Raw genomic sequence first — 21,582 nt, 5'->3', positions numbered from 1 at the left:
GCGGACGGTCGGGCTCGTGGCCGCGGCGAGTGCGGCGCTGGCGCTGACCGCCTGCGGCCCGGGCGGCTTTGACGACGGGGACTCCGGGGATCGCGAGGCGAAGTACAAGCGCGTCATCGAAGACCCTCACCCGCGCCCCGCCGACGTCATCGAGGCGGCCGGCGCACCCACCGGCGTGGTCCGCGCGGACGACGGCTCGCTGCTCCTGACGTACGACGCCAGCAACGTCGAGGACGACGAGGGGCCGGCCGCCACCGCCTGGCGCATCGTCGGCCCCGACGGCCGTACGGTCGCCGAGCACGCGGAACACGCGGACGCGGAGGCGGCGCCGGCCGCGTTCAAGGGGGTGCGCGGGGGCTTCGTGCGGGTGCCGCCGGGTGAGGGGGCCGAGGGAGCGTACGCCCTCGACGTACGCGGCAAGCAGCACAAGGTCATCATCACCGACACCCCGTTGCGCACCCGCCCCGGCGACATCCTGCTCGCCGAACTGGAGCCCACCCTCATCTACCGCCCCGCCACGCGCACCGTGGCGCCCCCGGCCGGAGTGCCGGGCGACGCCATCCGCCTCGCCGTCGACGAGCGGGGCACGGCCTGGAGCCTGGACCAGCCCCTGACCGAAGACCCCAACCGCGTCGTATGGCAGCGCGACGGTCGCAGCGTTGGCTCCACGGCGGTCCCGAAGCCGTACGCGGGGGGTATCCTCGCCGCCCGAGGTGGCACCGCGGCGCTGTCCCTCACTCAGGGCGAGGGCGTGCGCGGCCTGTTGGTGACGACGGACGGCGGCGGGCACTGGCGGACCGTTCTCGCCGGCGGCATTCCCTGGAGGGAGCTGAAGCATGGCCCGGAGTCGCTGGTTTTGGAGCTGCTTGCGGACGGGCGGCTGCTCGTCGGCGAGGAAGGCGGCCGCTACTGGCTCGCCGACGACCGCACCAACAGCGCCTTCCACGAGCTGAAGACGCCGGCGAAATTCACGTCGTTCACCGTCGACGGAACGACGCTCTACGGCATCGCGGACGCGACGACGGCGACGTACAACCTGGTGAAGGGTGAAGGGCTATGGGTCTCTCGCGACGGCGGACGCGAGTGGCGGCGCTACGGGCAGCGCGGATAGCGGCGGAACGGGTGCGTGTACGCATCCGCGAGCTCCCCAACCGCCACCCCGGCGCACCAGCCCTTCGTGCCACTCAGTATTCGGTGGCACTCATCAACCTTCGGTGGCAATGATCAGGCTTCGCCGGCGCAGGACGATCACGCGTGACTGTCCCGTCTTGAAGGATCTGGTCTCCGTCTCAAGTGACCTGGTCTGATGCGTCGTTGATCTCAGTTGATCTGGTTCGTCATCCTGATCGCTGCACTACTCTGTCGAGCCATGAACGCGGACTGCTGGTTGGCAGACACCCGGACCTCCTACGACACGGTCGCGGTCAGCTATGCCGACCAACTACGCGAGGCTCTGGCCGGGGCGCCGTATCTTCGGGCGGCTCTGGCGCTGTTCGCCGACGTGGTGCACGCCGCTGGCGGTGGGCCGGTGGCGGACGTGGGCTGCGGACCTGGACACGTCACCGCTCACCTGCACGAGCTGGGTGTGGACGCTTTCGGCATCGACCTTTCATCCGTGATGATCGACGTGGCTCGGCGTGACCACCCCCGCCTGCGGTTCGAGGTGGGCTCGATGACCGACCTCGACCTCGCCGATGCTTCAGTCGTCGGCCTGCTCGCATTTTGGTCGTTGATTCACGTCCCCGACGAAGCAGTGCCCACGATCTTCGGCCACTTCCGGCGCGTGTTGCGTCCCGGCGGACCGCTGCTGCTCGGCTTTCACGTCGGCGACGGGTCGAGGCTGAAGACGCAGGGCTACGGCGGCCACCCGATGAACGTCCACGTTCACCGCCGCCAGCCTGACCAAGTGGCGGCCTGGCTACGCGATGCCGGGTTCACCGTCGAGGCCCAAATGCTGATCGACCCCGACGAGAGCGTTCCAGGTGCGGTCCTCTTCGCACGCCGTCAGTCCTAGCCACGCCAGCGGTCCGGTTGCGGCCGACGGCACAGCGAAGTCGGACCACATCAACTGAGACAGCCTCCGGCATCCGCTCGCCCGGGACCACATCACTTGAGATTCCTGGCTTCCCCACGTCTCAACTGAACTGGTCGCCGCAGGTCAGCGACCCGACTCGGAACCAGATCATTTGAGACCGGACAGTGACATTCGCCCTCAGACGGTGGCGTTCGCTGCACAGAGTGAGAGCGAACGCGACGTGAGCCGCCCCGCCCTCCCGGTCGGGAGCCGTACGGTCGCCCTCCCGGATATGAACGATCAAACTTCTCCACCCAGAGACAGTCATCGAGCTCCAGTTGCGACCCCAACTCCCTGGTGAGAGCGGCTGGTAGAGGAAGAGCGCAGTCGCTGTCGGAGGGGTTGACGGGAGGACGCATCGAAGGCATCTTGAACGATCAAATTCAGCCGTTGGCAGGGCCGCTGCCATGAGCCGGTCGACGCAGCGTCTGCATCTGCCGGTGAACAACGAGGAGGACACCGTGAGTTCTTCGCGGATAACCGTCGGTGCGGGACAGGGCCGGCCGAAGCCCCCGGGCGCGAAGCCGGTGCGGCGGGCGGCTGCGGTGGTGGCGGCGGTGATGTGCGCCTCGGCGCTCAGTGGATGCGGTGGCTCGGACTCCTCCGGCACGGACTCCAAAGGGCCGGAGAAGTCCCAGGACCGCGGCCCGATCACCTTGGCCACCGGTAAGGACACCACGGGCACCCTGCAGGGCCAGCTCGATCGCTGGAACAAGCAGCATCCCGATCAGAAGGTCACTCTCGTCGAGCTCCCGGAGAGCGCCGATCAGCAGCGCCAGCAGTTCATCCAGAACGCTCAGACCAAGTCCGGTACTTACAGCGTGCTCAACCTCGACCCGATCTGGGTCGCCGAGTTCGCGGCCAACCAGTGGATCGACGAGCTCCCCGCCAAGGAGTTCCCGCTCGACAGGATGATCCCGGCCGTCGTGAAGACCGGCGAGTACTTCGGCAAGCAGTACGCCGTCCCCTTCAACACCAATGCGGGTCTGCTCTTCTACCGCAAGGACCTTCTCGACCGGATCGGTGCCCAACCGCCCACCACCTGGGATGAGTTGAAGCAGGACTGCGTGAAGGTGCAAAAGCTCCCGGAGGGCAAGGGCGTCGACTGCTACGCCGGGCAGTTCGACAAGTACGAGGGGCTGACCGTCAACTTCGCCGAGGCCGTGGCCTCCGCCGGTGGCAGCGTCGTCGACGACAAGGGCAAGGCCACCGTCGACACCGAGGCCGCGAAGAAGGGCCTGCGGTTCCTCGCCGACGGGTTCAAGGACGGCACCATTGCCCAGCAGGCCTCCACCTACAAGGAGGAGGACGGCCGCCGAGCCTTCCAGGCGGGCAAGCTCCTCTTCCACCGGCAGTGGCCCTACCAGTGGGCTCTCGCCAATGCCAAGGACGGGTCGAGCAAGGTGGCGGGGAAGTTCGGCGTCGCCGCGCTGCCCGGCCTCGACGGCCCCGGCAAGTCCAGTCTCGGCGGACTCGACCTGGCCATCAGCAAGTTCGCCAAGAACAAGGCGACCGCGCTGGACTTCATCAAATTCTTCTCCAGTGAGGCCAACGCCAGGACCAACCTCAAGGTCACCTCCGCGGCCCCGCCCTACACCGGCCTCTATGACGACCCGGCGCTGCGCAAGCAGTTTCCGTACCTGGCCACACTCAAGGAGTCGCTGGACACAGCGACGCCCCGGCCCGTGGTCGTGCACTACGGCGATGCCACGGCCGCCATCCAGGAGAGTGCCGCGGCCGCGCTGAGCGGCTCCAAGTCGGTCGACGCGGCCCTGGCCGATATGCAGAAGAACCTCTCCGCCGCCATCGCTGCGAAGTAGACGGGCCGCCCACGTGTCCGTCACGACGCCGACGCCGGTGCGCAAGACGGCGGCGTCCCGGCCCGCGCGCTCATCGCGCCGGGCCGGGACGGCCGGTCTGGCCGCGGCCCTGCTCTCACCGACGTTGCTGGTCCTCGTCCTGGTCATCGGATACCCCGTGGTGGCGGCCCTGCGGCTGTCCTTCCAGGTGTCCAGCGAGTCCATCGACCCGCACACCGGTTTCAAGGTGACCGCCACCTCCTACGGCGCCGAGAACTACACGTCCGTCTTCTCCGACGACCGGCTGCTGCGGCCCTGGTGGAACACCACGTCGTTCGCTCTGGCCTCGGTCACCCTCGAGGTCCTGATCGGTGTCTCCATGGCCCTGGTGATGCACCGGGCCTTCCGGGGCCGGGCCCTTGTCCGCGCCGCGGTCCTCGTGCCGTGGGCCATCCCCACCGCGATCTCCGGCATGCTCTGGAAGTGGATCTTCAACAGCCAAGGGGTCGCCAACGAGATTCTCGGCACCCAAGTGCTGTGGAGCAGCGACGGGTTCCAGGCCTGGCTCTCCGTGGTCATCGCCGACACCTGGAAGACCGCGCCGTTCATCGGGCTGCTCGTCCTCGCCGGACTGCAGATCATCCCCGGCGAGCTGTACGAGGCTGCCCGCGTCGACGGCGCCTCTGTATGGCGCGTCTTCTGGCGGATCACCCTGCCCCTGGTCCGCCCGGCCCTCGTGGTCGCTGTCCTCTTCCGCCTCCTGGACGTCCTGCGCATGTTCGACCTGCCGTACGTCCTGGTGGGGCCGCGAAAGGATTCGGTCGAAACGCTCTCGATGATCGCCTTTGACGAGATGACCAATCTGCGCTTCGGCACCGCCGCCGCGTACGCGACCGTCCTGTTCCTGTACGTCGCCGTGGTCGCCCTCGCGTTCGTGAAGCTGTTCGGAGCCGATCTGATCGGCCGGGGCACCGGGAGCGAGACATGAGTACGACGATCTTCAGGCTTCGGCGGGTCGCGCCCGTACGGCGTGGCACGAAGCGTGCCGGGCGCGGCACGGCCTGGGCCCGCCGCCTGGGCATCGCGGCGGTTGTGGCCTACTGCCTCGCGCCCTTCTACTGGATGGTCGTCTCCAGCCTGCGCAGACCGGCCGACCAGTTCTCCAACGCGCCGCTGCCCGCACCGGTCTCCTTCGACAACTACTCCGCGGCCTTCGACGCGCGCAACGGATTCGGCCGGGCCCTGGTCAACAGCCTTGTCGTGGCCGGAGTCAGCACCGCCGTCACGCTGGTCGTCGCCATCTTCGCCGGATACGCGCTGGCGCGGCTGCAGTTCCGCGGCAAGACACTGATCCTGACGCTGATCATCGCGGCCTCGATGTTCCCGCCGATCATCCTGGTGGTGCCGCTGCTCGAACTCTTCACGGACGCGGGCTGGATCAACACCTACCAGGCGATGATCGTCCCGAGCATGAGCTTCGCCCTGCCGCTGGCCGTCTGGAACCTCACCGCGTTCTTCCGCCAGATGCCCGCGGAGCTGGAGAAGGCCGCGCAGGTCGACGGGTGCACACCCGCGCAGGCGTTCCGCAAGGTCGTGCTCCCGCTCGCCGCACCGGGCGTCTTCACCACGGCGATCCTCGTCTTCATCTGCGCCTGGAACGAATTCCTCATCGCGGTCAGTGTGGTGAATGACCGTCACATGATGACCGCGAACGTGATCGTGTCGCTCTTCACCGGCCAGTACAAGTACGACCAGCCGTTCGGCACACAGATGGCGGCCGGCGTCGTGGTGACCCTGCCGCTCGTCGTCGCCGTGTTGTTCTTCCAGCGGCGGATCGTGGACGGTCTCACGGCAGGAGGACTGAAATAGTGGACGCTCACACGGCGGGAGAGCCGGCCCGAGTAAGCGCCCCGGCCGGCGGGGTGCCCGCCGCCTTTGACGAGTGGGTGCTGAGCACCGACGATCCGCTGACCGACTACCACCCCGCCTTCACCGGCAACGGCCGGCTGGCCGCGCGTGTGCCGGCGGCCGGCAACGGCTTCGCCGAGGCCCCCGTGCGCACCCAGTTCCATGTCGCCGGCTTCTACACCGGCCGCGACGGCGGATGGTCCCGCAAGGCGTCCCTGCCCGCCTGGACGACGCTCGACGTGAGCGACGGCAGCGGCTCGTTCAACGACGCGTTCAGCTCCGTACGCGCAACGGCGGAGGAACTTGTCGGAGGTGACTGGGCAGCGGTGACACGCCCGGAAGCCGGAGTTGCTCGCGGCATCGAGCGGTACCGGCAGTCCCTCGACCTGCGCACCGGAGTGATCACCACGGAGGCCCGCTGGACCTCGCCGGCGGGCCGGGTCACGGATGTGCGCTACCAAGTGCTCACCGACCGGTCCAGGCCTCACGTGGCCGCCGTGACCGTGAGGGTCACCCCGCACTGGGAGGGGACACTCGTCGTCACCGACACCCTCGAGGACCGGGCGGCTTCCCACACAACACCTGCCCGGCAGGGAGCGGGCGAGGGACGGATCTGGACCGTGACGGAGGCCGAGGGAAGTGGCATCGTGGCCGCGGTCGTCTCCGTTCTCGACGCCGCGGGTGCCGGGCCGCCGCGTCCATGGGGGGAGGAGACGGCGGCGCGGACGGTCACGGTACGAGCGCTGCCGGGCCACCCCTACAGCTTCACCAAATACGTGTCCGTCGTGACCTCGCACGACGCCGACGACCCGCCCGCCGCCGCCCGAGCCCACGCCGACGCGGCCGCTCGTGCGGGATACGGCCGGCTCGCCGACGACAACCGCCGGGCCTGGGCGCGGGAATGGGAGGGCGACATCGTCGTCCGCGGCGACGCCCGCCTGCAACGCCAGGTGCGGGCCTCGAAGTTCTACCTCCTGACCAGCGTGCGCGAGGACTCGCCGTGGTCGCCCTCACCCGCCGGGCTCTCCAGTGACAGTTACAACGGCCATGTCTTCTGGGACACCGAAACCTGGATCCTGCCGAGCCTCCTGGCCCAGCACCCGCAGATCGCCGAGAGCGTCCTCGACTACCGGCTCCGGCGGCTCGACGCGGCCCGCGCCTACGCCGCCGACGGCGGATACCGGGGCGTCCGCTTCCCCTGGGAGAGCGGTCTCACCGGCGACGAGGACACACCGGCATGGGCTCCGTGCGGCCGTCTCGAACAACACGTCAGCTCGGATGTCGCGCTGGCCTTCTGGCAGCACTGGCTGGTCACCGGCGACGAGCGGTGGCTGCGTACGTCGGGACTGCCCGTGCTGAGCGCGGTCGCGGACTTCTGGACGAGCCGGGTCACCGCCGACGCCGAGGGCCGCTGTCACATCAACGGGGTGATTCCGCCGGACGAGTACGCGGAAGGGCCGCACGACGACTCCGTCTACACCAACGTCGCTGCCCGGGCCGCCCTCCGCTTCGCTGCCCGGGCCGCAGAGACATTGGGGCAGCCGGCCGATCCGCGCTGGACGGACGTCGCGGACCGGCTTGTCATCCCGTTCGATCAAGCCCAGGGCATCCACCCGGAGTTCACCGGATACGAAGGCCAACGGATCAAACAGGCCGACGTGGTGATGCTCGCCTACCCGTGGGAGAACCCGCAGCCCGCGGAGGTCTCGCGGGCCGACCTCGAGTACTACGTGCCCCGTACGCACGAGGACGGCCCCTCGATGACCGACTCGGTGCACTCCATCGTCTACGCCGAACTCGGCGACGCCAAGGCGGCGTTCGAACATACCCGGCGCAGCGTCGAGCCCTTCCTCCGGCCGCCCTTCGAGCAGTTCGCCGAGACCCGGACCGGGGGAGCCTTCACCTTCCTCACCGGTCACGGCGGCTTCCTGCAGGAGTTCCTTTACGGCTACTCGGGACTGCGCTGGCGCGCGGACCGGGTCGTCCTCGCACCGATCCTGCCCGACCCGCTGGACGGCATCACTCTGCGGCGGCTGCGCTGGAGGAGCCGTGTCTTCGACATCGACATCCGGCACGACGGCACGACGGTACGGCTGCACGCGGGCCAAGCGCTCCCGGTGGAGGCCGCGGGACAGCTCCATCACGTCCCAGCCGGGGGAGAAGTCAGGCTCGCTACGCGCACACCAGTGGCAGACCAGTAACCGTTGGGCAGGGGCAGGGGCAGGGGCAGAGGCAGAGGCAGAGGCGCGCGGCCGGATCAGCCGCCGGGCGCGCTCCGCGGCGGCGCCGAACTCGCACGCACGACCAACTCCGGAACCAGCAGCCGATGCAGAGACTCGGCAGCCTCGTCGACGTCCTCATCCGCGTTCCGGCCGACGAGCCGCAGCAACTCCGCCATGATCAACCGGCCGACCTCCTCTATCGGCTGACGGACACTCGACAGACCCACCGCCGCTGCGGCCGGGGTGTCGTCGAATCCCACCACCGCGACGTCCTCGCCGGGGCGCAGCCCGTGGTGGCGCACGGCATGCAGCGCGCCCACTCCGAGAGCGTCGGTCGCCGCGACCACAGCGGTCGGCGGCCCCGGCCGGTCCAGAAGCTCCACCATGAGCCGCGTACCACTCGACATGGTGTCGTCGCCCCGTACGTCGAGCCGGTGGCTTTGGGCGAGCAGGCCGTGCCGGTCCATGGCCGCCAGCCAGCCGTGCGCCCGGGAGTCGCCGACACTGGAGCCCTCGGGCCAGCCCAGGAATCCGATGCGCCGGTGGCCGGCGGCAACCAGATGATCGACGGCCGAGGCCGTCCCGGCCGTGTTGTCGACGTCGGCCCAGCTATAGCCGGCGGCACCGGTCGCCGTACGCCCGAACGCGGCGAACGGGACGCCGGCTGCCTCCAGTTGCCGTGGACGCGGGTCGTGCGGAGTGACGTCGTAGAGCACCACTGCGCTCACGGCCCCGGCGCGCCACAGCGCCGTGCACCGCTCGGTCTCCTCGTCGGCATCGGGCGCCGTGAACAGCAGCACATGGTGGTCGCATGCCTGGCCCGCCTCGGCGAGCGCGTGAAGGAAGCGGTCCTGAATGGAAGCCACCGTCTCCGCATGGACCGGCAGGATCCTGCACCCCACCATGCGGGGAGAGCTGGCCCTGAGCGAGCGTGCCGCCCGGTTGGGGTGGTAACCGAGGTCGGAGACAGCCCGGTTGACCCGCTCCCGCGTCTCGGCGCGGACCCGGTCGGGCGCGTTGAGCACGTTGGACACCGTCTGTCGTGACACCCCGGCCGCCTCGGCGACGTCCGAGATGGTCACGGACGGCCCCGGAATCAGCCGTGGGCCATGGGAACCGGCCGTCATGTGCATCCCCCGCTGGTCGACCCATACGTATGTGCATGAACGGAGATCAGCGCCCCGCATGCCGGACGGATCGATTTTATCGTTCAAGCCTGGGCTGTCGAGGCTGGGCAGAGGGGGAGGGGCGCACGACCAACGAGCATTGGTGGACGGAGCAGCCACTTCACATGTGTGCACACCGCCCTTCCGTACGGCGGGTGTGGAGTCTCACACAGCACATGGTCGTCTCGATCGGTGTCGACGAGCGTGACAGCGGCATCCCGCGCCGGTGATGGTCTCGCAGCGCGAAGCTAGGGGTGTTCGTAGAGCTGGATGAGGCCGGCGAGTGAGAAGCACAGGGCGCCGGTGAGGGTGCCCCAGTTGGCGATGTCGGCGTTGACCATGCTGCCCGTGGCGGGGCGGGTGAAGGCGGCGAGCGCTGCCACCATGAACAGGAAGGAACCGAGCTGGTTCACGGCGACGATCCACCAGCTGAGGCTGCGGGGGCGGACGCAGGGCCGGCCGTGGCAGATCTCGACGAGGCCCAGGTGCCCGGAGACCAGGAAGAGCACACAGCCGACCACGTCGGGCGCCCAGATCAGCCGGTTGACCCGCTGGACGCTCAGGCCCCGCAGGAAGGAGTCCAGCAGGGAGACGGCGAAGACGAGCGTGCCCGCGAAGAGGACGAATGCGCTCAGCCAGTCCACCCGCATCGGCTCGTAGCTCCACCACCGCCAGCGGCGGGTGACCAGCCGGCCCTCGCCGCCGGCGTAGCGGGGTGCGTTGACCACCTGAAGCAGCGAGACGTAGCCGCCGGTGTTGAAGAACAGGCCGCCCACGAAGTAGATCGAGGCGCTCTCGGTGGCGTTGCCGGAGCCGAATTGGGCCACGGCCGCGCCAGCCGCGAAGAGAGCCCCGCCGACGACGAAGGCGATCGCCGCGATGACGTTGAGTCTGCGCAGCCGGCCTAGGGCAACGGCATCCGCACGGGTGCGCCCACTGGCCGCCGCACCGGGCGAACGGACGACGAGGATGCCGCGCCGCCGCGCGACCCGCGACTCCCACACCGCGGTGCCACCGCCGGGAAGGTGCCAAGTGAGCCTGGTGGTGAACGGTCCCGCGCCCTCGGCGCGCTGCTCCGGCTGCTCCACGGGCCGAGCCTAGATGTCGGACGGGACCGGAAGGCGAGCGAAACGCTGTCCCGCCAAGCCGTCGGAAAGCGGGTCTGTACGGTCAACGGTGGCTCTTCGAGCAGGAAGTAACACCTGATGCAAGGGTGGTCAACCACTGCGGACGGCCGGTCACCCCAGGTAGGCGGGGGCGACGGCCGAGGCCATCAGCCGGCGGGCTGTGCCGGTGCCGTCGGCCGGGACGGTCCACAGGTCCGAGCCGTAGTCGCCGGGGAGGGCGTAGACGAGGGTGGAGTCGTCGGACCACAGGGCCTGGTCGTCGATGTTGCGCTGTTCGGCGGTCGCGGTCTCCTTCATGGTGCGCAGGTTCAGGACGTACAGGCGCCAAGGGGCGTCGGGTGAGGCTCCCTTGACGCGTTTCTTGTAGGCGATGCGGGTGCCGTCGGGCGAGAGGGAGGGGCATTCGACGTTGCGGTGCAGGGTGGTGAGGGTGCGTGTGGTGACGTCGCCGCGGACCAGGTAGGTCTGGCCGCCGGTCGCCAGCGTGGCGTAGAAGCGGGTGTCGTCGGCGAAGGTGACGCCCCAGATGTTGGTGTCGGCGGCGTGGTAGGTCCGGCCGTCCTTGATGACGCGGAAGGTCTCCAGGTTGTCGTCGATCTTCCAGGTGCGGGTGTCGACGATGGCGGTGCGGGTGGAGAAGTTCGTGCCGGCGTAGGAGTCTCCGCTGACGAAGACCGTCCAGGCCACCAGGTGGCCGGAGGGTGAGACGCGGGCCCGGGTGGGGATGCCCGCGGCCGGGAAGTGGTGCAGTTCGTGCAGGTGCGAGTCGAGCACGACCGCCCGGTAGGTGTCCCGCAGCGTGCCGTGCACGGCCTGCAGGCAGATGCCGGTACCGGCCGCCGCGTGGAAGCGCAGGCACTTGACGCCCGACGCGGTGCGCGGCCCCTGCGGATCGTCGGCGGGCACGGTGGCGATCTCGTCGCGGTGCGGGCCCCAGGCCAGGTTGCGCACCAGCAGCCGGCGGTCGGCCGTCGGCCGGAGCGAGACGGTGCCGGTGCGTACGGTCGGGCCGTTCGCCTGCTGCTGGTCCCGCATGCCCGAGCGGTGGGCGGCGTACAGCACGGCCCCGGTTCCGACGCTGCCGAGCAGCAGGACGGCGGCCAGCAGGATCACCAGGCGGGTGGTTCTGGTCAAGGGGACACCTCAGCGGGGGACATTTCGTCGGCGGGACGAAGGATGAACGAGGCCACGAGGGCGCTGATGGCAAGTGCGGCGGCGGTGACGGCGAGTGCGGTGCGGCCGCCCCACAGGCTCCAGGCCGCGCCGAAGGCGAGCGAGCAGGCGAACCGCGCCAGCGCCTGGCCGGTACCCACCAGTGCCTGCCCGGCGCCCTGGTGCTGTGCCGGCACGGCGCCGGCGGTGGCGGCCGCAAGGACTCCGTCGGTGGCTGCGTAGAAGGTGCCGTGCAGCGCGAGGACGGCGACCACGGCAGGAACGCCGTGCCAGGGGGAGAGCACCAGGCCGTAGCCGAGCAGCAGGACGCCGTGGCCGGCCAGGAAGAGCCGGCGGCGGCTGATGCGGTCGGCGAGTGCGCCGAGCGGAACGGCGAGCAGCAGGAAGACGGCTGCGGTGCCCAGGGGCAGCAGCGGGAACAGGTCGGCGGGCAGGTCGGCTTCGCGCTGGAGCAGCAGATACAGGAAGGAGTCGCTGACGGTGGTGAGACCGAGCAGGGCCGCGCACAGGGTGAGCCGGCGCAGTTCCGGGCGGCGCAGCAGGCCCAGCGAATCGCGCAGGGCCGGCCGGGCCGGCTCGGGCAGCGCTGCGGCACCGGCGGGGGCGATGCGGCGGGGCACGAAGAGCACCAGCACCAGGACCCCGAGCACCGCGACGCAGCCGCTGACCGCGAAGACCGCGTCGTAGCCGTCGACGGTGGCCCGCAGCACGGCGAAGGCGACGAGCGGGCCGAGCAGCGCGCCGGTGGTGTCCATGGCGCGGTGCACCCCGAACGCCCGTCCCCGGTGCTCGGGTTGGGTGGCCAGTGAGATCATCGCGTCCCGGGGGGCGGTGCGCAGCCCTTTGCCGGTGCGGTCGACCGCGAGCACGGCACTGAGTACGGGGAGGGTGTGGGCGAGCAGCAACAGCGGCTTGCACAGCGCCGACAGGCCGTAGCCGAGGCCCGCCACGACCTTGTGCCGGCGGCCGCCCCCGTCGGCGAGGTGGCCGCCGGCCAGCCTGACCAACGCCCCCACGCCGTTGTTGATGCCGTCGAGGAGACCGAAGCCGAGGGGCGACAGTCCAAGGCCCGCGACCACGTAGAGCGGCAGGACGGCCGTGACCATCTCCGAGGAGACGTCCGTGATCAGGCTGACCGCACCCAGGGCCAGCACGGTGGGGGGCACAGCGGCCGGCCGCCGCCCCGGACGGGTGTCCGGGGCGACGGCGGCCTTGGTGCTGCGGGAGTCCGCGAGGTACACGGGCGTCAGTTCCAGATGCCGGCGATGTCGGACGCCGAGGCGGCGTTGCCCGCGTGCGCGCTCAGACCGGCCAGGTCCTCCACCGTGCGCAGGACGTTGTAGTGGTTGTAGGTGGTCGCGCTCGAGCTGCCGGGGGCGACGTGCTGCCCGTAGAAGACGGTGGGGATGCGGTTGCCGGAGAGCTTGTTGTCCTCGTCGAAGGTGACGGCAAGGATGCTGTTGTGCGTCTGGGCCCAAGTGGCGTACGCACCCAGGTTGTTCTTGATCCAGGTGTCGCCCGTGGAGACCGAACAGTCGTGCATGTCACTGCACAGGTTCGGGACGACGAAGGAGACCTTCGGCAGGGTCGTGTAGTCGGTCGGGAACTGCGCCATGGTCATCGCGGTGTTCGTCGGCACGTTGGAGAACCCGAACCACGGGTTGTGCTTCTGCGCGTACTTGCCGCTGCTGCAGGTCGTCGAACCCTGGCTGGGCAGCGACTCGTTGTAGCTCTTCCAGGTCTTGCCCGCGGCGATCAGCTCGGAGGCCAGGTTCGGCGCGGAGATGGAGCCGACCGAGACGCAACTGTCGTCGGTGCGGCCCTGGTTGGAGCCCGAGAAGAGCATGTAGTAGTTCGGCTCGCTGGGGTGGGTGAGGCCGTAGGACTGGGTGAGGTTGGCGCCACCCGCCTTGAGGGTGTTGTTGATGTACGGGGCGCTGGAGCTTCCGATGATCTGCGAGTAGGCGTGGTTCTCCATCACCACGACCACCACGTGGTCGGGGGTGGGCAGAGCGGCGGCCTGAGCGGTGGAGGCCGTTGCGGTCCACACGCCGATCGACGTGGCGGTGAGGGCGACAGCCCCGGCGAGTGCGGCGAGGGAGTGTCGGGTGCGCTTGGAAGCCTTGACGGCGGCCATGACTGTCCTCCGGACAGAAGTGACGGGCACGTGCGGGGGAGCGGCGCCGCAACCCTAGGAGTCCCAAGCCGGAACTGCGTGAAGCACAGACGAACGCTGGACCCCGCGCGGCAAAGACCACACCAGGCACGGGTCATGCACAGGCCAAGCACGGCGAAGCCTTGCTGAGCAGGGCTCATGTCCTTTGCTCAAGCAGTCCCTGGGCCACACCCGCCCCCGGCTGCGCGACCCGGAGGCGGCGGACCGGTGGACCTGTGCTGGCACCGGTGAGAACCGCACCACGCAAGAGAGGTTCGAGTGCACCCGGTGCGGACACACCGCCAACGCCGATCAGGTCGGCGCGCTCAACGTCGCCCTTACGGAACCCGGCCTCGCTTGCCCCGCACCGACAGCACCGCTTGGAGCCGCGAGGCCGGCCGCGAGGTGGACGCCGAGGTCCTGGCGCACATCTCCCCGGCCCGCAGCTCGGCTCGGCAGGAATCTGCCGGGTGTCTCGGGGGCGGGCTTGGGCTTGGGAGCGCGGACCATGTTCGCGATGCTCAGCCGCTCGTGCGCCACGACCGCAACAGCGTGACAGACGCCTGCTGTTACAGCCCGGACGTGGTGCTGGGCGACCGCGGCAATGACCACGACAAGTACCGCCGCCTGATCTGGGGTCTCGGTGTGAAGCCGCTGATCGCCCGCCGGGGAATCGAGCACGGCTCGGGACTTGGCACCCAACGCTGGGTGGTGGAGCGCGCGTTCGCCCACCTGCACTGGTTCCGCCGCCCGCGAATCCGCTGGGAGATCCGCGATGACATCCACGAAGCCTTCCTCACCCTGGGGTGCGCACTCATCTGCCGGCGACGTCTGCGCTCACGCTGTTGACCGGTCTAGTGCTGTGACCGCGTAGGTTCGCCGTGTTGCAGAGACGACCTCTCCTGGATGCCTCGTGGCCTTGCCGGCAAGCGTGGACAATGCCCGGTGTGACTCCGGAGACAGATCGCCCCAGATGGTGGTTCGGGCTTCGCCGCTTTGCGCTCTTCCTGGGCGTCGGTGGCCTTGGCCTCTCCGCGTACGATGTGGTTTCGCATCAGCCGGGGGAGCCGCCGTGGGGATGGTTGCTACTCGGAGCGATTGTCTGCGGGATGCTCAGCGCACTGTTTCCGGGGCGGCGTCGTCGTTGAGTCAGGTGCTGCCCGGGCTGTGGGATCAGGCTGTGGTGCTCAGTGGTCGTCCGCCCCACCGGATGAGTTGGAACGAACGTCACCACTCTCCAACCGCCAACCCGGCGAACGTATGCGGTCACAGCACTAGCAAGTAGGAGGCGGGGGCTGCGGGTCGGGAGTGCTTGCTGCTTCCTGGGCGGCCATGACCTCATCGCCGTACTCGAAGGCCCATGCGCCGACGGCGTCGATGGGCACCAGCAAGGTCCGGCCCAGAACGGTGAGTTGGTACGCGACCCGTGAGGGTGCGTCGGGGTGTTCCTGCCGGTCGACCAGACCGTTGCACTGCAGCCGCCGCAGAGTTTCGGTGAGGACCTTGGAGCTGATACCCCCGATCCGCTCACGCAGTTCGACCGGGCGCCTGGGGCCGTCGCGCAGCGCCCAGAGGACCACGGCGTTCCAGGTGTTGGAGAACAGGTCGAAGGCGAGGCGGGCGCGGCAGTCGGCGAGGAAGGCGTCGGTCGTCACGTACCAAATGGTGCCTGACAGGCTCTCTAGCGTCGGTGTGAACGGTGGAAGCCGACACGGAGAGGGCGCACGTGATGAGAATCGGTGTACTGGGAACGGGCAACATGGCCGACGCGCTCGCCACCCACTGGGTGCGGGCCGGGCACGAGGTGACCATCGGGGGACGGGACGCACACAAGGCTGAGCGGCTCGCGGCACGCATCGGAGGCAGCGTGAAGCCTGCCGGTCTGCGTTCGGCGGCTGAGTCGGGGCAGGTGGTGCTGGCCGCGCTGCCCTTCGGGGCAGGAGTGGACGTGGCACGGGAACTGGGCGCGGCTCTGGAGGGCAAGGTGCTGCTCGACTGCTCGAACCCGGTCGGGCCGGGTTTCCGGCTGCTGACCGAGGGCGGCCCGTCAGCCGCGCAGGAACTGGCCGCCGCGGCACCGGCAGCCCACGTGGTCAAGGCGTTCAACCTCTGCCACGAGGACGTGTGGCGCATGCGGCCGCCCGTCTTCGACGGGAGACCACTGGCCGTGCCGGTCTGCGGGGACGACGAGACGGCCCTCGCGCGTGTACGCGAGTTGGTGCGGGACGTGGGCTGTGAACCCGTGGCCGGCGGCGGTCTCGAACGGGCGGGGCTCCTGGAGGCCACCGCCGCGCTGTTCATCGCGCTGTGGGTCGGCGAGGGAGCGGATGCGCAAGCAATCGCACCTCCGCTGGCATACGCGGCCGGACCGAGCCACCCGGAAACGGAAGGCGACACGGCAGCTTTCCGTTAGGGGCTGCCGGCTGCTCGCCGGGGAGCGTGCACGAGGGCGGTTTGACTCGATCGTGTGATGGTCGGCTTCCGGGCTTGCGGGCTTGTGGTGGCCTGGGCCGTTCGGGCTGCGGTGATCGTGCGATCTGGGACGCCGGGTACGGTGCCGGCGTATGGGGCCCCTGCTCCGCCGGAGTGGTGGTTCAGGGCCTCCCCGTCGCCTCTGGCCGCGCCCCTATGGCCAGGTCGCGCAGGGAACTGGCCTCCCGGGACCGGACCACGTACAGGATGCGTGTCGCTGCCCCGGGGTCGAGTACGCCGGGGCACAGTGCGCCCAAGACCGTTCGGGGCGTGCGGCTGAGTGGGCTCACTCCTGCTCAGTCCACAGGAACGGTTCTTATCGCGGTCCGCGGTAAGGAGCCCGGAACGACGGCAGGGCCCCGGACGGCTGACCGTCCAGAGCCCTGCCGTTGTTCGGATGTCACACTCGGTGTACCCGCGTCCACGAGGGGGAACCGACGAATGCGCTGGTCAGGGCCTGCCCGCAGCCGGCGAAGATCATTTCCCGGAAGGGACTTGATCGTTTCCCGCCGCCCAGGTGGGCCGCCGCGGACTGATCACCATCGGCGCGTACAGGCGTCGCGGATCGCGAGAGGAGCCATTGCTGGGCCCCCTTGGAGTGACGTTGCCGAGCCGGACGTCCCAGCCTCCACCTCGCCAGGTGAGGGAGACCGCGGACAGGGGTGGCACAGCAAGATGCCAGAAGGCTCTTGCCGGTACGCCCAGGGCATGAATGAGCGCGGCCCGGACAACGGCTGCTTCGGTGACGGCCACCGCGTGGCCCATGTCGGGCGTCACGCTGCTCAGCCAGTCCGCCGTTCGGCGGCAGAGCCGGCGCACGGACTCACCTTCGTGTGGCGCGGCATCCGGGTCGGTGAGCCAGGCGTTGAACCCGTCGGGGTCGGTTGCGGCGACATCGTCGACGGTGCGACCGCACCATTTGCCGAGGTCGAGATCGCGCAGCGCCGGCTCGGACACCGCCACCAGGCCGAAGGCGTCCGCGGTCTGCGAGCAGCGCGTCGAGGGCGCCCGGAGGGCCAGCTCGTGGGGAGGGAGCGTTGCTCCCGCGGCACCTGCCGAACGCAGGCTGCGCTCACTCAGGGGAGCGTCACCGAGGAGTGGATCCAAGGTGGCGTCACCGCCGGGCGCACACATAAACGTCAGGCGGATCGTCATGAGGCTGACCTCCTTCTTGGCCCGGCACGCCTTCAGATGGTGTGAGACTCGGCGACGGTCAGCGGTGCCGGATCGACACCGTTCAACCGCCCCGTCGAAGGCGAGCATGAGGCGGAGCAGTCGGCCCCCGGCATAGAAAGGCTGACGCTGCGCCGTGACTCATCTGCTCCAGGGTCGGTGAAAGCCTCCCGCTGCAACATCCGCCAGGTGTCCGGAGCCACCCCGCCAGTCGGCCGGTGCGTCCCCCGGCAGGCAGCCGACGGCTCCAGTCGGCTTGCACTTATCGCGGTAAGGAGCCCGGAACGACGGCACCCCGGACGGCTGACCGTCCGGGCCCTGCCGTCGTTTGGATGTCACACTCGGTGCACCCGCGTCCACGAGCGGCCCGAGTACGACATCCGCACCGCACTCCTCCGCCCCGCGGTGGCCTGTGTACTTTCCTTCCTGCTGCGCATGCCGGACCGCACCACCACCCGTAAGCTGGCTTTCTCGGGGCATGCCGTGGAGGTCTGCCATGCCTCGAACCGTCTGGACGGGCGCCATCAGCTTTGGTTTGGTGACGGTCCCGATCCACGTGGTCAGTGCCACCGAGGACCACAGCGTCCGCTTCCACCAGGTGCACCTCGACGACATGGCCCGCGTCCGTGTGCGCAAGTACTGCTCGGTCGAGGACCGCGAGGTCTCGAACGTGGAGATCGGCAAGGGCTACGAGGTCTCCAAGGACACGATCATCGCGGTCTCGGACGAGGAGCTCCGCGAGATGCCGTTGCCGACGGCGAAGGCGATCGAGATCGAGGCGTTCGTGCCGGCCGCGAGCGTCGACCCGATCAGGATTGGCGAGGGCTACTACCTCCAGCCGGACGGGCAGGTCGCGGCGAAGCCGTACAAGCTGCTGCGGATGGCACTGGAGCGGTCGTCGAAGGTGGCCATCGCCAAATACGCCTGGTCCGGGCGGGAGCGGCTGGGCATGCTGCGGGTGCGGGACGACGTGATCGTGCTGCACGCCATGCGCTGGCCGGACGAGATCCGCGACCCCGCCGAGCTGACTCCCGGGGCCGTCGAGCTCACCGACAACGAGATCGAAGAGGCTCAGCACCTCATCGAGCGGATGTCCCGCGACGACCTCGAGGGAGAGGAGTTCACCGACCGGTACACGGAGGCGGTGGAGCAGCTCATCGAGGCGAAACGGGAGCACAGGGAGCCGCCCAAGGCTTTTGAGGAGCAGGCCGCCCCGGGCGGGGTCGTCGACCTGATGGCCGCGCTGAAGGAGTCCGTGGCGAAGGCGCAGGCCTCCCGCGGCGAGGACGCCACCGTCCACGAGATGCCCAAGAAGACGACGGCCAAGAAGACGGCCAAGAAGGCGCCCGCCAAGAAGACCGCCGTGAAGAAGACCGCCGTGAAGAAGACCACCAAGAAGGCGGCGGCGAAGAAGCCGCGGAGCGCCTAGTCGAGCACCCCGAGGATGCTGTCGGGGTTGCAGTGGGGGCAGGCCGGGACGCGCTCGTACAGTGCTCGGCGCGCCTGGTCCTCGGTGATGCCCTTCGACCGCTTCCCTGCCATGTGACAGTCGCCGATATGGGGATTGCGGGGCTCGTGGAGCCTTTTCCGGAACCGGTAGGGACGTCCGGTACTCGTTGTACAGCGTCAAGTCCCGGGCTGGTCAACGGACTTGGGCGAACACCCGTGAGCGTGCCTGGAGAGGCTCGCGCACGGACGTTCACATCACTTGGTGCGCCGGTCGATCTCCGCCTGCACTGCATCGATCGCGACCCGGATCTCCGTGATCGCGGCCCCCTGCTGCCGGGACAGGGCCAACAGTTCCTCCAGCGTGGTCCGCTTGCCGGACAGCTTCTTGCCGAAGCAGTCCGGCAGGACTGTCTTCTGGTAGACGTCGATGCGCGCCACGATGTCGCCGAAGCGGAGGTCGGGGGAGCGCCGCTCCGCCTGCTTGACCCTCGTGCGCAGCTCGTTGAGGGAGCCAAGGTCCGACTTCTGGGCCGGCATGTCTGCCAGCTTGTCCAGGACGACGGCGACTTCATCGAGCAGGTTGTAGTCGGGCCTGAGCCGTTCAGCCTTCTCTGCCGTCCTGCGCTTGCGCAGCTTGTAGACAGTGAAACCGATCGAGACCACGAGGCCGATCAGGCTGATGACGGCAGCCCATGTCCAGGTACTGCTGAAACCCTCCTGAGGAGTGTTACTGCCCAGCATCACCCGGATGCGTGGCCGATACGCGTTCTTCACCAGCTGGGAAGCAATGCAGTGCACTATTGGTTGTCCTTGGAGAGAACAGGGCCTCGCTGGGGCTCCGCCAAGAGCTTCCCCGACGAGGCCGTCGACAGGTTCTCGCTGCACCGCACAGCCAGTGCAGGACAGTGGCCCCGGACCCGATTGCGGTCCGGGGCCACAGCGTTGTTGCTGCACGCTTCCCCGGCGGCTGCGCTCTGGCGCGCTTCTTGTGAGAGGTGCCAGATACGGGAGTGCGAAGGACGCAGACTGCCTCGCTGTGGCGGAGGCACATCTCCAGTCAAGGCCGGTGCGATCTTCATTCCAAACCCCGATAAAGCAAGCCGATGAACGACGAAGAATCCCGACTGGATGGCTTGTGCATGCCACGTGCAGATAGTTCTTGATTCTTCCCTTTTTCTTCGCCCCCTGCTTGAACAACGCCTGCAGGGCGGCTAGTTCAACATTCGCCAACCTGCCGGATGGAGATCAACTAGATTATCTCGCCCTCCGACCGGAAGAATGGCGCGACTGCCGAGGGGGCGGTGTGAGGGGGGTGCTCCATGGGGCGCAGAGTCAGTGCCTTGCAGGACGATGGACGGCCCTTGACCGGCTTTGCGCTCAGCTTGCGGGACCTCTGGGACAAGGCGGGCGCTCCGGCGACCATGAAGGAGCTAGCCGCCAGGGCCGGCTACCCGCAGCCTCGTTTATCGGAGTTGTTCAACGCCAAGAAGGTGCCGTCTGATGAGCTCCTTGGCGACGTGGTCCAGGCGCTCAAAGGGGACTCCGCAGTCTGGCTGGTCAGACTCAAGGCGCTACGGGTTGCCGAAGAGAAGTTCCAGGCGGCCGCCGCGCGGCAGGGAGACTCACTTGAGGCCAAGCTTGCGCGCCTGGAGGAGGAGAACAAAAGACTGCTGGCCCTGACGACCCACCCCGAGTCCGTTATTGCGCAGGCGAAGGCTGCCGACGAGGCAGCAGCCGCTCGAGCCCTGGGGGCATCGAACCTTGAGGCGCAGGCGCGCGCACTGTTGGCGGAGGCCATCGATCAGTTTCGGCAGCTACATGAGCGGATGCCTATCGTCCAGAGGCAAGCCGATTCGATCATCGCCGATGCGCGGGCTGTAGCGGACCGATACCTGCTCGATGGACGTACGCAACAGGAAAGGATCGTCCAGGAGGCCAACGACCGGGCCGAATCGATCATCCGCAAGTCCCTGCAAGAGGCAAGCGCACTCAAGCAGCGCACTATCCGGGAGACGAAGGCTCAGCGCGAGAAGGCGGCCGCATCAGTGGATCGCCTCCTCAAGGGGGCCGACCAACTCCGCAGTGAAGCCGAACAGTTCATGCAGCAGGCTGAGACTCGGCGCTCGAACATGGAGACGCGAGCCAAGATCGAGATCGAGCGAATCACCCAGGAAGCCCTGAAGAGACTAGAAGCCGCAGGAGCTACTGAAGAGGTCGAAATGCTCGAATTGCTCCTGCTGGATTTCAACATCAACGACAGTCATACGCACGTGAGGGGACGTCACGCACGCAGGCCTGCGCCCAGCATCCCTTCTCTCTCCCCGGACGCCAGAGCTGACAATCGTCAGCCCCAGGAAGCACCCGCCGAACCCGACCAGGTGCGACGCTGGAGCCCACGGTGGGGCTTCCCGCCGCAAAGAAGCTGAAGCCGACAGACCCGGACTACCTCGACAGGGTCCGAACATGCAGGAGGCTCGTCCAGATGTTCTGCCCTCGCTGGCCCGTCAGGGGGGTGCTGACGCCGCGGCGCAATCTCGACGACGGGATCTGCGGCCCTTGCCCTGCGGGCCGGTCCTCGTCCGTTCCAGGACCCTCCTGGTCGAACAGGCGGTTTGTTGCGGGCTGTTCGGGCAGCGCGGCCGTGACAGCCGCGACCACCCCGGCGAGTCGTTGCGGGGCTCGCGCGGGTGAGCGCTGCGGCGCGGGAAGGGTGTGTGCGCCGGTGGTGTGCGCCCCTCGTGCTCCCGACGACCTTGTGCCGGAACTTGGTCACGAAGACCAAGTGCACATGCATCACGAAAACACAGTGCCGACCAGTTCTGATCTTCTGCATCTCACCCATAACCCACGTATGTAGCGTGGCC

At 68.8% G+C, this 21,582-nt stretch carries 18 protein-coding genes and 1 pseudogene; 10 read left to right on the top strand and 9 right to left on the bottom strand.

Annotated elements, in window-relative coordinates; all coding sequences use genetic code 11:
* Nucleotides 1–16: 16 nt before the first annotated feature.
* The 6 genes from IEY95_RS45385 to IEY95_RS45360 all read left to right on the top strand — a co-directional run bounded on the left by IEY95_RS45385 (nucleotide 17) and on the right by IEY95_RS45360 (nucleotide 7,982).
* The gene (locus IEY95_RS45385; RefSeq protein WP_229703807.1) at nucleotides 17–1,111 is read left to right on the top strand and encodes a hypothetical protein; all 1,095 of its coding nucleotides are present in this window, start codon (nucleotides 17–19) and stop codon (nucleotides 1,109–1,111) included.
* A gap of 258 nt (nucleotides 1,112–1,369) precedes the next feature.
* Complete coding sequence (locus IEY95_RS45380; RefSeq protein ID WP_189192242.1) at nucleotides 1,370–2,014, top strand: class I SAM-dependent DNA methyltransferase; 645 nt, start codon at nucleotides 1,370–1,372, stop codon at nucleotides 2,012–2,014.
* A gap of 467 nt (nucleotides 2,015–2,481) precedes the next feature.
* A complete protein-coding gene (locus IEY95_RS45375; protein ID WP_229703806.1) occupies nucleotides 2,482–3,894 on the top strand; it encodes an ABC transporter substrate-binding protein in 1,413 nt (470 codons plus the stop codon).
* 13 nt (nucleotides 3,895–3,907) lie between these two features.
* Nucleotides 3,908–4,861, top strand: coding sequence for a carbohydrate ABC transporter permease (locus IEY95_RS45370; protein WP_189192178.1), 954 nt, complete (start codon nucleotides 3,908–3,910; stop codon nucleotides 4,859–4,861).
* The gene (locus IEY95_RS45365) at nucleotides 4,858–5,742 is read left to right on the top strand and encodes a carbohydrate ABC transporter permease (protein ID WP_189192177.1); all 885 of its coding nucleotides are present in this window, start codon (nucleotides 4,858–4,860) and stop codon (nucleotides 5,740–5,742) included. Before IEY95_RS45370 ends, IEY95_RS45365 begins: the two co-directional genes overlap by 4 nt.
* The gene (locus IEY95_RS45360; RefSeq protein WP_189192176.1) at nucleotides 5,742–7,982 is read left to right on the top strand and encodes a glycosyl hydrolase family 65 domain-containing protein; all 2,241 of its coding nucleotides are present in this window, start codon (nucleotides 5,742–5,744) and stop codon (nucleotides 7,980–7,982) included. The genes IEY95_RS45365 and IEY95_RS45360 overlap by 1 nt, the downstream gene beginning before the upstream one ends.
* A 56-nt stretch (nucleotides 7,983–8,038) precedes the next feature.
* On the opposite strand, the gene IEY95_RS45355 is transcribed toward IEY95_RS45360, so the two are convergent.
* The 5 genes from IEY95_RS45355 to IEY95_RS45335 form a co-directional block, all read right to left on the bottom strand.
* Nucleotides 8,039–9,085 (bottom strand): LacI family DNA-binding transcriptional regulator, encoded by a 1,047-nt coding sequence (locus tag IEY95_RS45355; protein ID WP_189192175.1) that lies wholly within the window; start codon nucleotides 9,083–9,085, stop codon nucleotides 8,039–8,041.
* A gap of 332 nt (nucleotides 9,086–9,417) precedes the next feature.
* Nucleotides 9,418–10,257, bottom strand: a complete 840-nt coding sequence (locus tag IEY95_RS45350; RefSeq protein ID WP_189192174.1) for a hypothetical protein — start codon at nucleotides 10,255–10,257, stop codon at nucleotides 9,418–9,420.
* A 150-nt stretch (nucleotides 10,258–10,407) separates the two neighbouring features.
* On the bottom strand, nucleotides 10,408–11,430 hold the full coding sequence (locus IEY95_RS45345) for a TolB family protein (protein WP_189192173.1): 1,023 nt from the start codon (nucleotides 11,428–11,430) through the stop codon (nucleotides 10,408–10,410).
* The gene (locus IEY95_RS45340; protein ID WP_189192172.1) at nucleotides 11,427–12,710 is read right to left on the bottom strand and encodes an MFS transporter; all 1,284 of its coding nucleotides are present in this window, start codon (nucleotides 12,708–12,710) and stop codon (nucleotides 11,427–11,429) included. Before IEY95_RS45340 ends, IEY95_RS45345 begins: the two co-directional genes overlap by 4 nt.
* A gap of 5 nt (nucleotides 12,711–12,715) precedes the next feature.
* Complete coding sequence (locus IEY95_RS45335; protein ID WP_189192171.1) at nucleotides 12,716–13,606, bottom strand: alkaline phosphatase family protein; 891 nt, start codon at nucleotides 13,604–13,606, stop codon at nucleotides 12,716–12,718.
* Nucleotides 13,607–14,200: 594 nt separating this feature from the next.
* On the opposite strand from IEY95_RS45335, the pseudogene IEY95_RS49840 reads away from it, so the two are divergent.
* Nucleotides 14,201–14,473 (top strand): annotated as a pseudogene (locus IEY95_RS49840) (transposase); the annotation flags it as partial.
* A 425-nt stretch (nucleotides 14,474–14,898) separates the two neighbouring features.
* On the opposite strand, the gene IEY95_RS45320 reads toward IEY95_RS49840, so the two are convergent.
* Complete coding sequence (locus IEY95_RS45320; RefSeq protein ID WP_189192170.1) at nucleotides 14,899–15,279, bottom strand: winged helix-turn-helix transcriptional regulator; 381 nt, start codon at nucleotides 15,277–15,279, stop codon at nucleotides 14,899–14,901.
* Nucleotides 15,280–15,353: 74 nt separating this feature from the next.
* On the opposite strand from IEY95_RS45320, the gene IEY95_RS45315 reads away from it, so the two are divergent.
* Entirely contained in the window at nucleotides 15,354–16,037 is a 684-nt protein-coding gene (locus IEY95_RS45315; RefSeq protein ID WP_189192169.1) for an NADPH-dependent F420 reductase, read from the top strand.
* A 536-nt stretch (nucleotides 16,038–16,573) separates the two neighbouring features.
* Here the strand turns inward: IEY95_RS45315 and IEY95_RS45310 are convergent.
* Nucleotides 16,574–17,251, bottom strand: a complete 678-nt coding sequence (locus IEY95_RS45310) for a histidine phosphatase family protein (protein ID WP_189192168.1) — start codon at nucleotides 17,249–17,251, stop codon at nucleotides 16,574–16,576.
* A 514-nt stretch (nucleotides 17,252–17,765) separates the two neighbouring features.
* Here IEY95_RS45310 and ku point away from each other — a divergent pair.
* On the top strand, nucleotides 17,766–18,698 hold the full coding sequence (gene ku, locus IEY95_RS45305; protein WP_189192167.1) for a non-homologous end joining protein Ku: 933 nt from the start codon (nucleotides 17,766–17,768) through the stop codon (nucleotides 18,696–18,698).
* Here the strand turns inward: ku and IEY95_RS49835 are convergent.
* Both IEY95_RS49835 and IEY95_RS45300 read right to left on the bottom strand, forming a co-directional pair.
* Nucleotides 18,695–18,826 (bottom strand): DUF6233 domain-containing protein, encoded by a 132-nt coding sequence (locus tag IEY95_RS49835; RefSeq protein WP_268240556.1) that lies wholly within the window; start codon nucleotides 18,824–18,826, stop codon nucleotides 18,695–18,697. The two genes, ku and IEY95_RS49835, sit on opposite strands and share 4 nt — an antisense overlap.
* 147 nt (nucleotides 18,827–18,973) lie before the next feature.
* A complete protein-coding gene (locus IEY95_RS45300) occupies nucleotides 18,974–19,516 on the bottom strand; it encodes a hypothetical protein (protein WP_189192166.1) in 543 nt (180 codons plus the stop codon).
* A 563-nt stretch (nucleotides 19,517–20,079) separates the two neighbouring features.
* Here IEY95_RS45300 and IEY95_RS45295 point away from each other — a divergent pair.
* Nucleotides 20,080–21,144, top strand: a complete 1,065-nt coding sequence (locus IEY95_RS45295) for a hypothetical protein (RefSeq protein WP_189192165.1) — start codon at nucleotides 20,080–20,082, stop codon at nucleotides 21,142–21,144.
* The last annotated feature ends 438 nt before the right edge of the window (nucleotides 21,145–21,582 follow it).

It is taken from the genome of Streptomyces albiflavescens (assembly GCF_014645835.1).
GTDB classification, from domain to species: domain Bacteria; phylum Actinomycetota; class Actinomycetes; order Streptomycetales; family Streptomycetaceae; genus Streptomyces; species Streptomyces albiflavescens.
Note: the sequence above shows the minus strand (reverse complement) of the source record. Positions and strands in the feature narration are given on the sequence as shown.

What these genes read in the sequence shown, in the direction of transcription:
- IEY95_RS45380 (WP_189192242.1), top strand. Translation starts at nt 1,370, where the DNA reads ATGAACGCGGACTGCTGGTTGGCAGACACCCGGACCTCCTACGACACG.
- IEY95_RS45375 (WP_229703806.1), top strand. Translation starts at nt 2,482, where the DNA reads ATGAGCCGGTCGACGCAGCGTCTGCATCTGCCGGTGAACAACGAGGAG.
- IEY95_RS45365 (WP_189192177.1), top strand. Translation starts at nt 4,858, where the DNA reads ATGAGTACGACGATCTTCAGGCTTCGGCGGGTCGCGCCCGTACGGCGT.
- IEY95_RS45335 (WP_189192171.1), bottom strand. Translation starts at nt 13,606, where the DNA reads ATGGCCGCCGTCAAGGCTTCCAAGCGCACCCGACACTCCCTCGCCGCA.
- IEY95_RS45315 (WP_189192169.1), top strand. Translation starts at nt 15,354, where the DNA reads ATGAGAATCGGTGTACTGGGAACGGGCAACATGGCCGACGCGCTCGCC.
- IEY95_RS45310 (WP_189192168.1), bottom strand. Translation starts at nt 17,251, where the DNA reads ATGACGATCCGCCTGACGTTTATGTGTGCGCCCGGCGGTGACGCCACC.
- ku (WP_189192167.1), top strand. Translation starts at nt 17,766, where the DNA reads ATGCCTCGAACCGTCTGGACGGGCGCCATCAGCTTTGGTTTGGTGACG.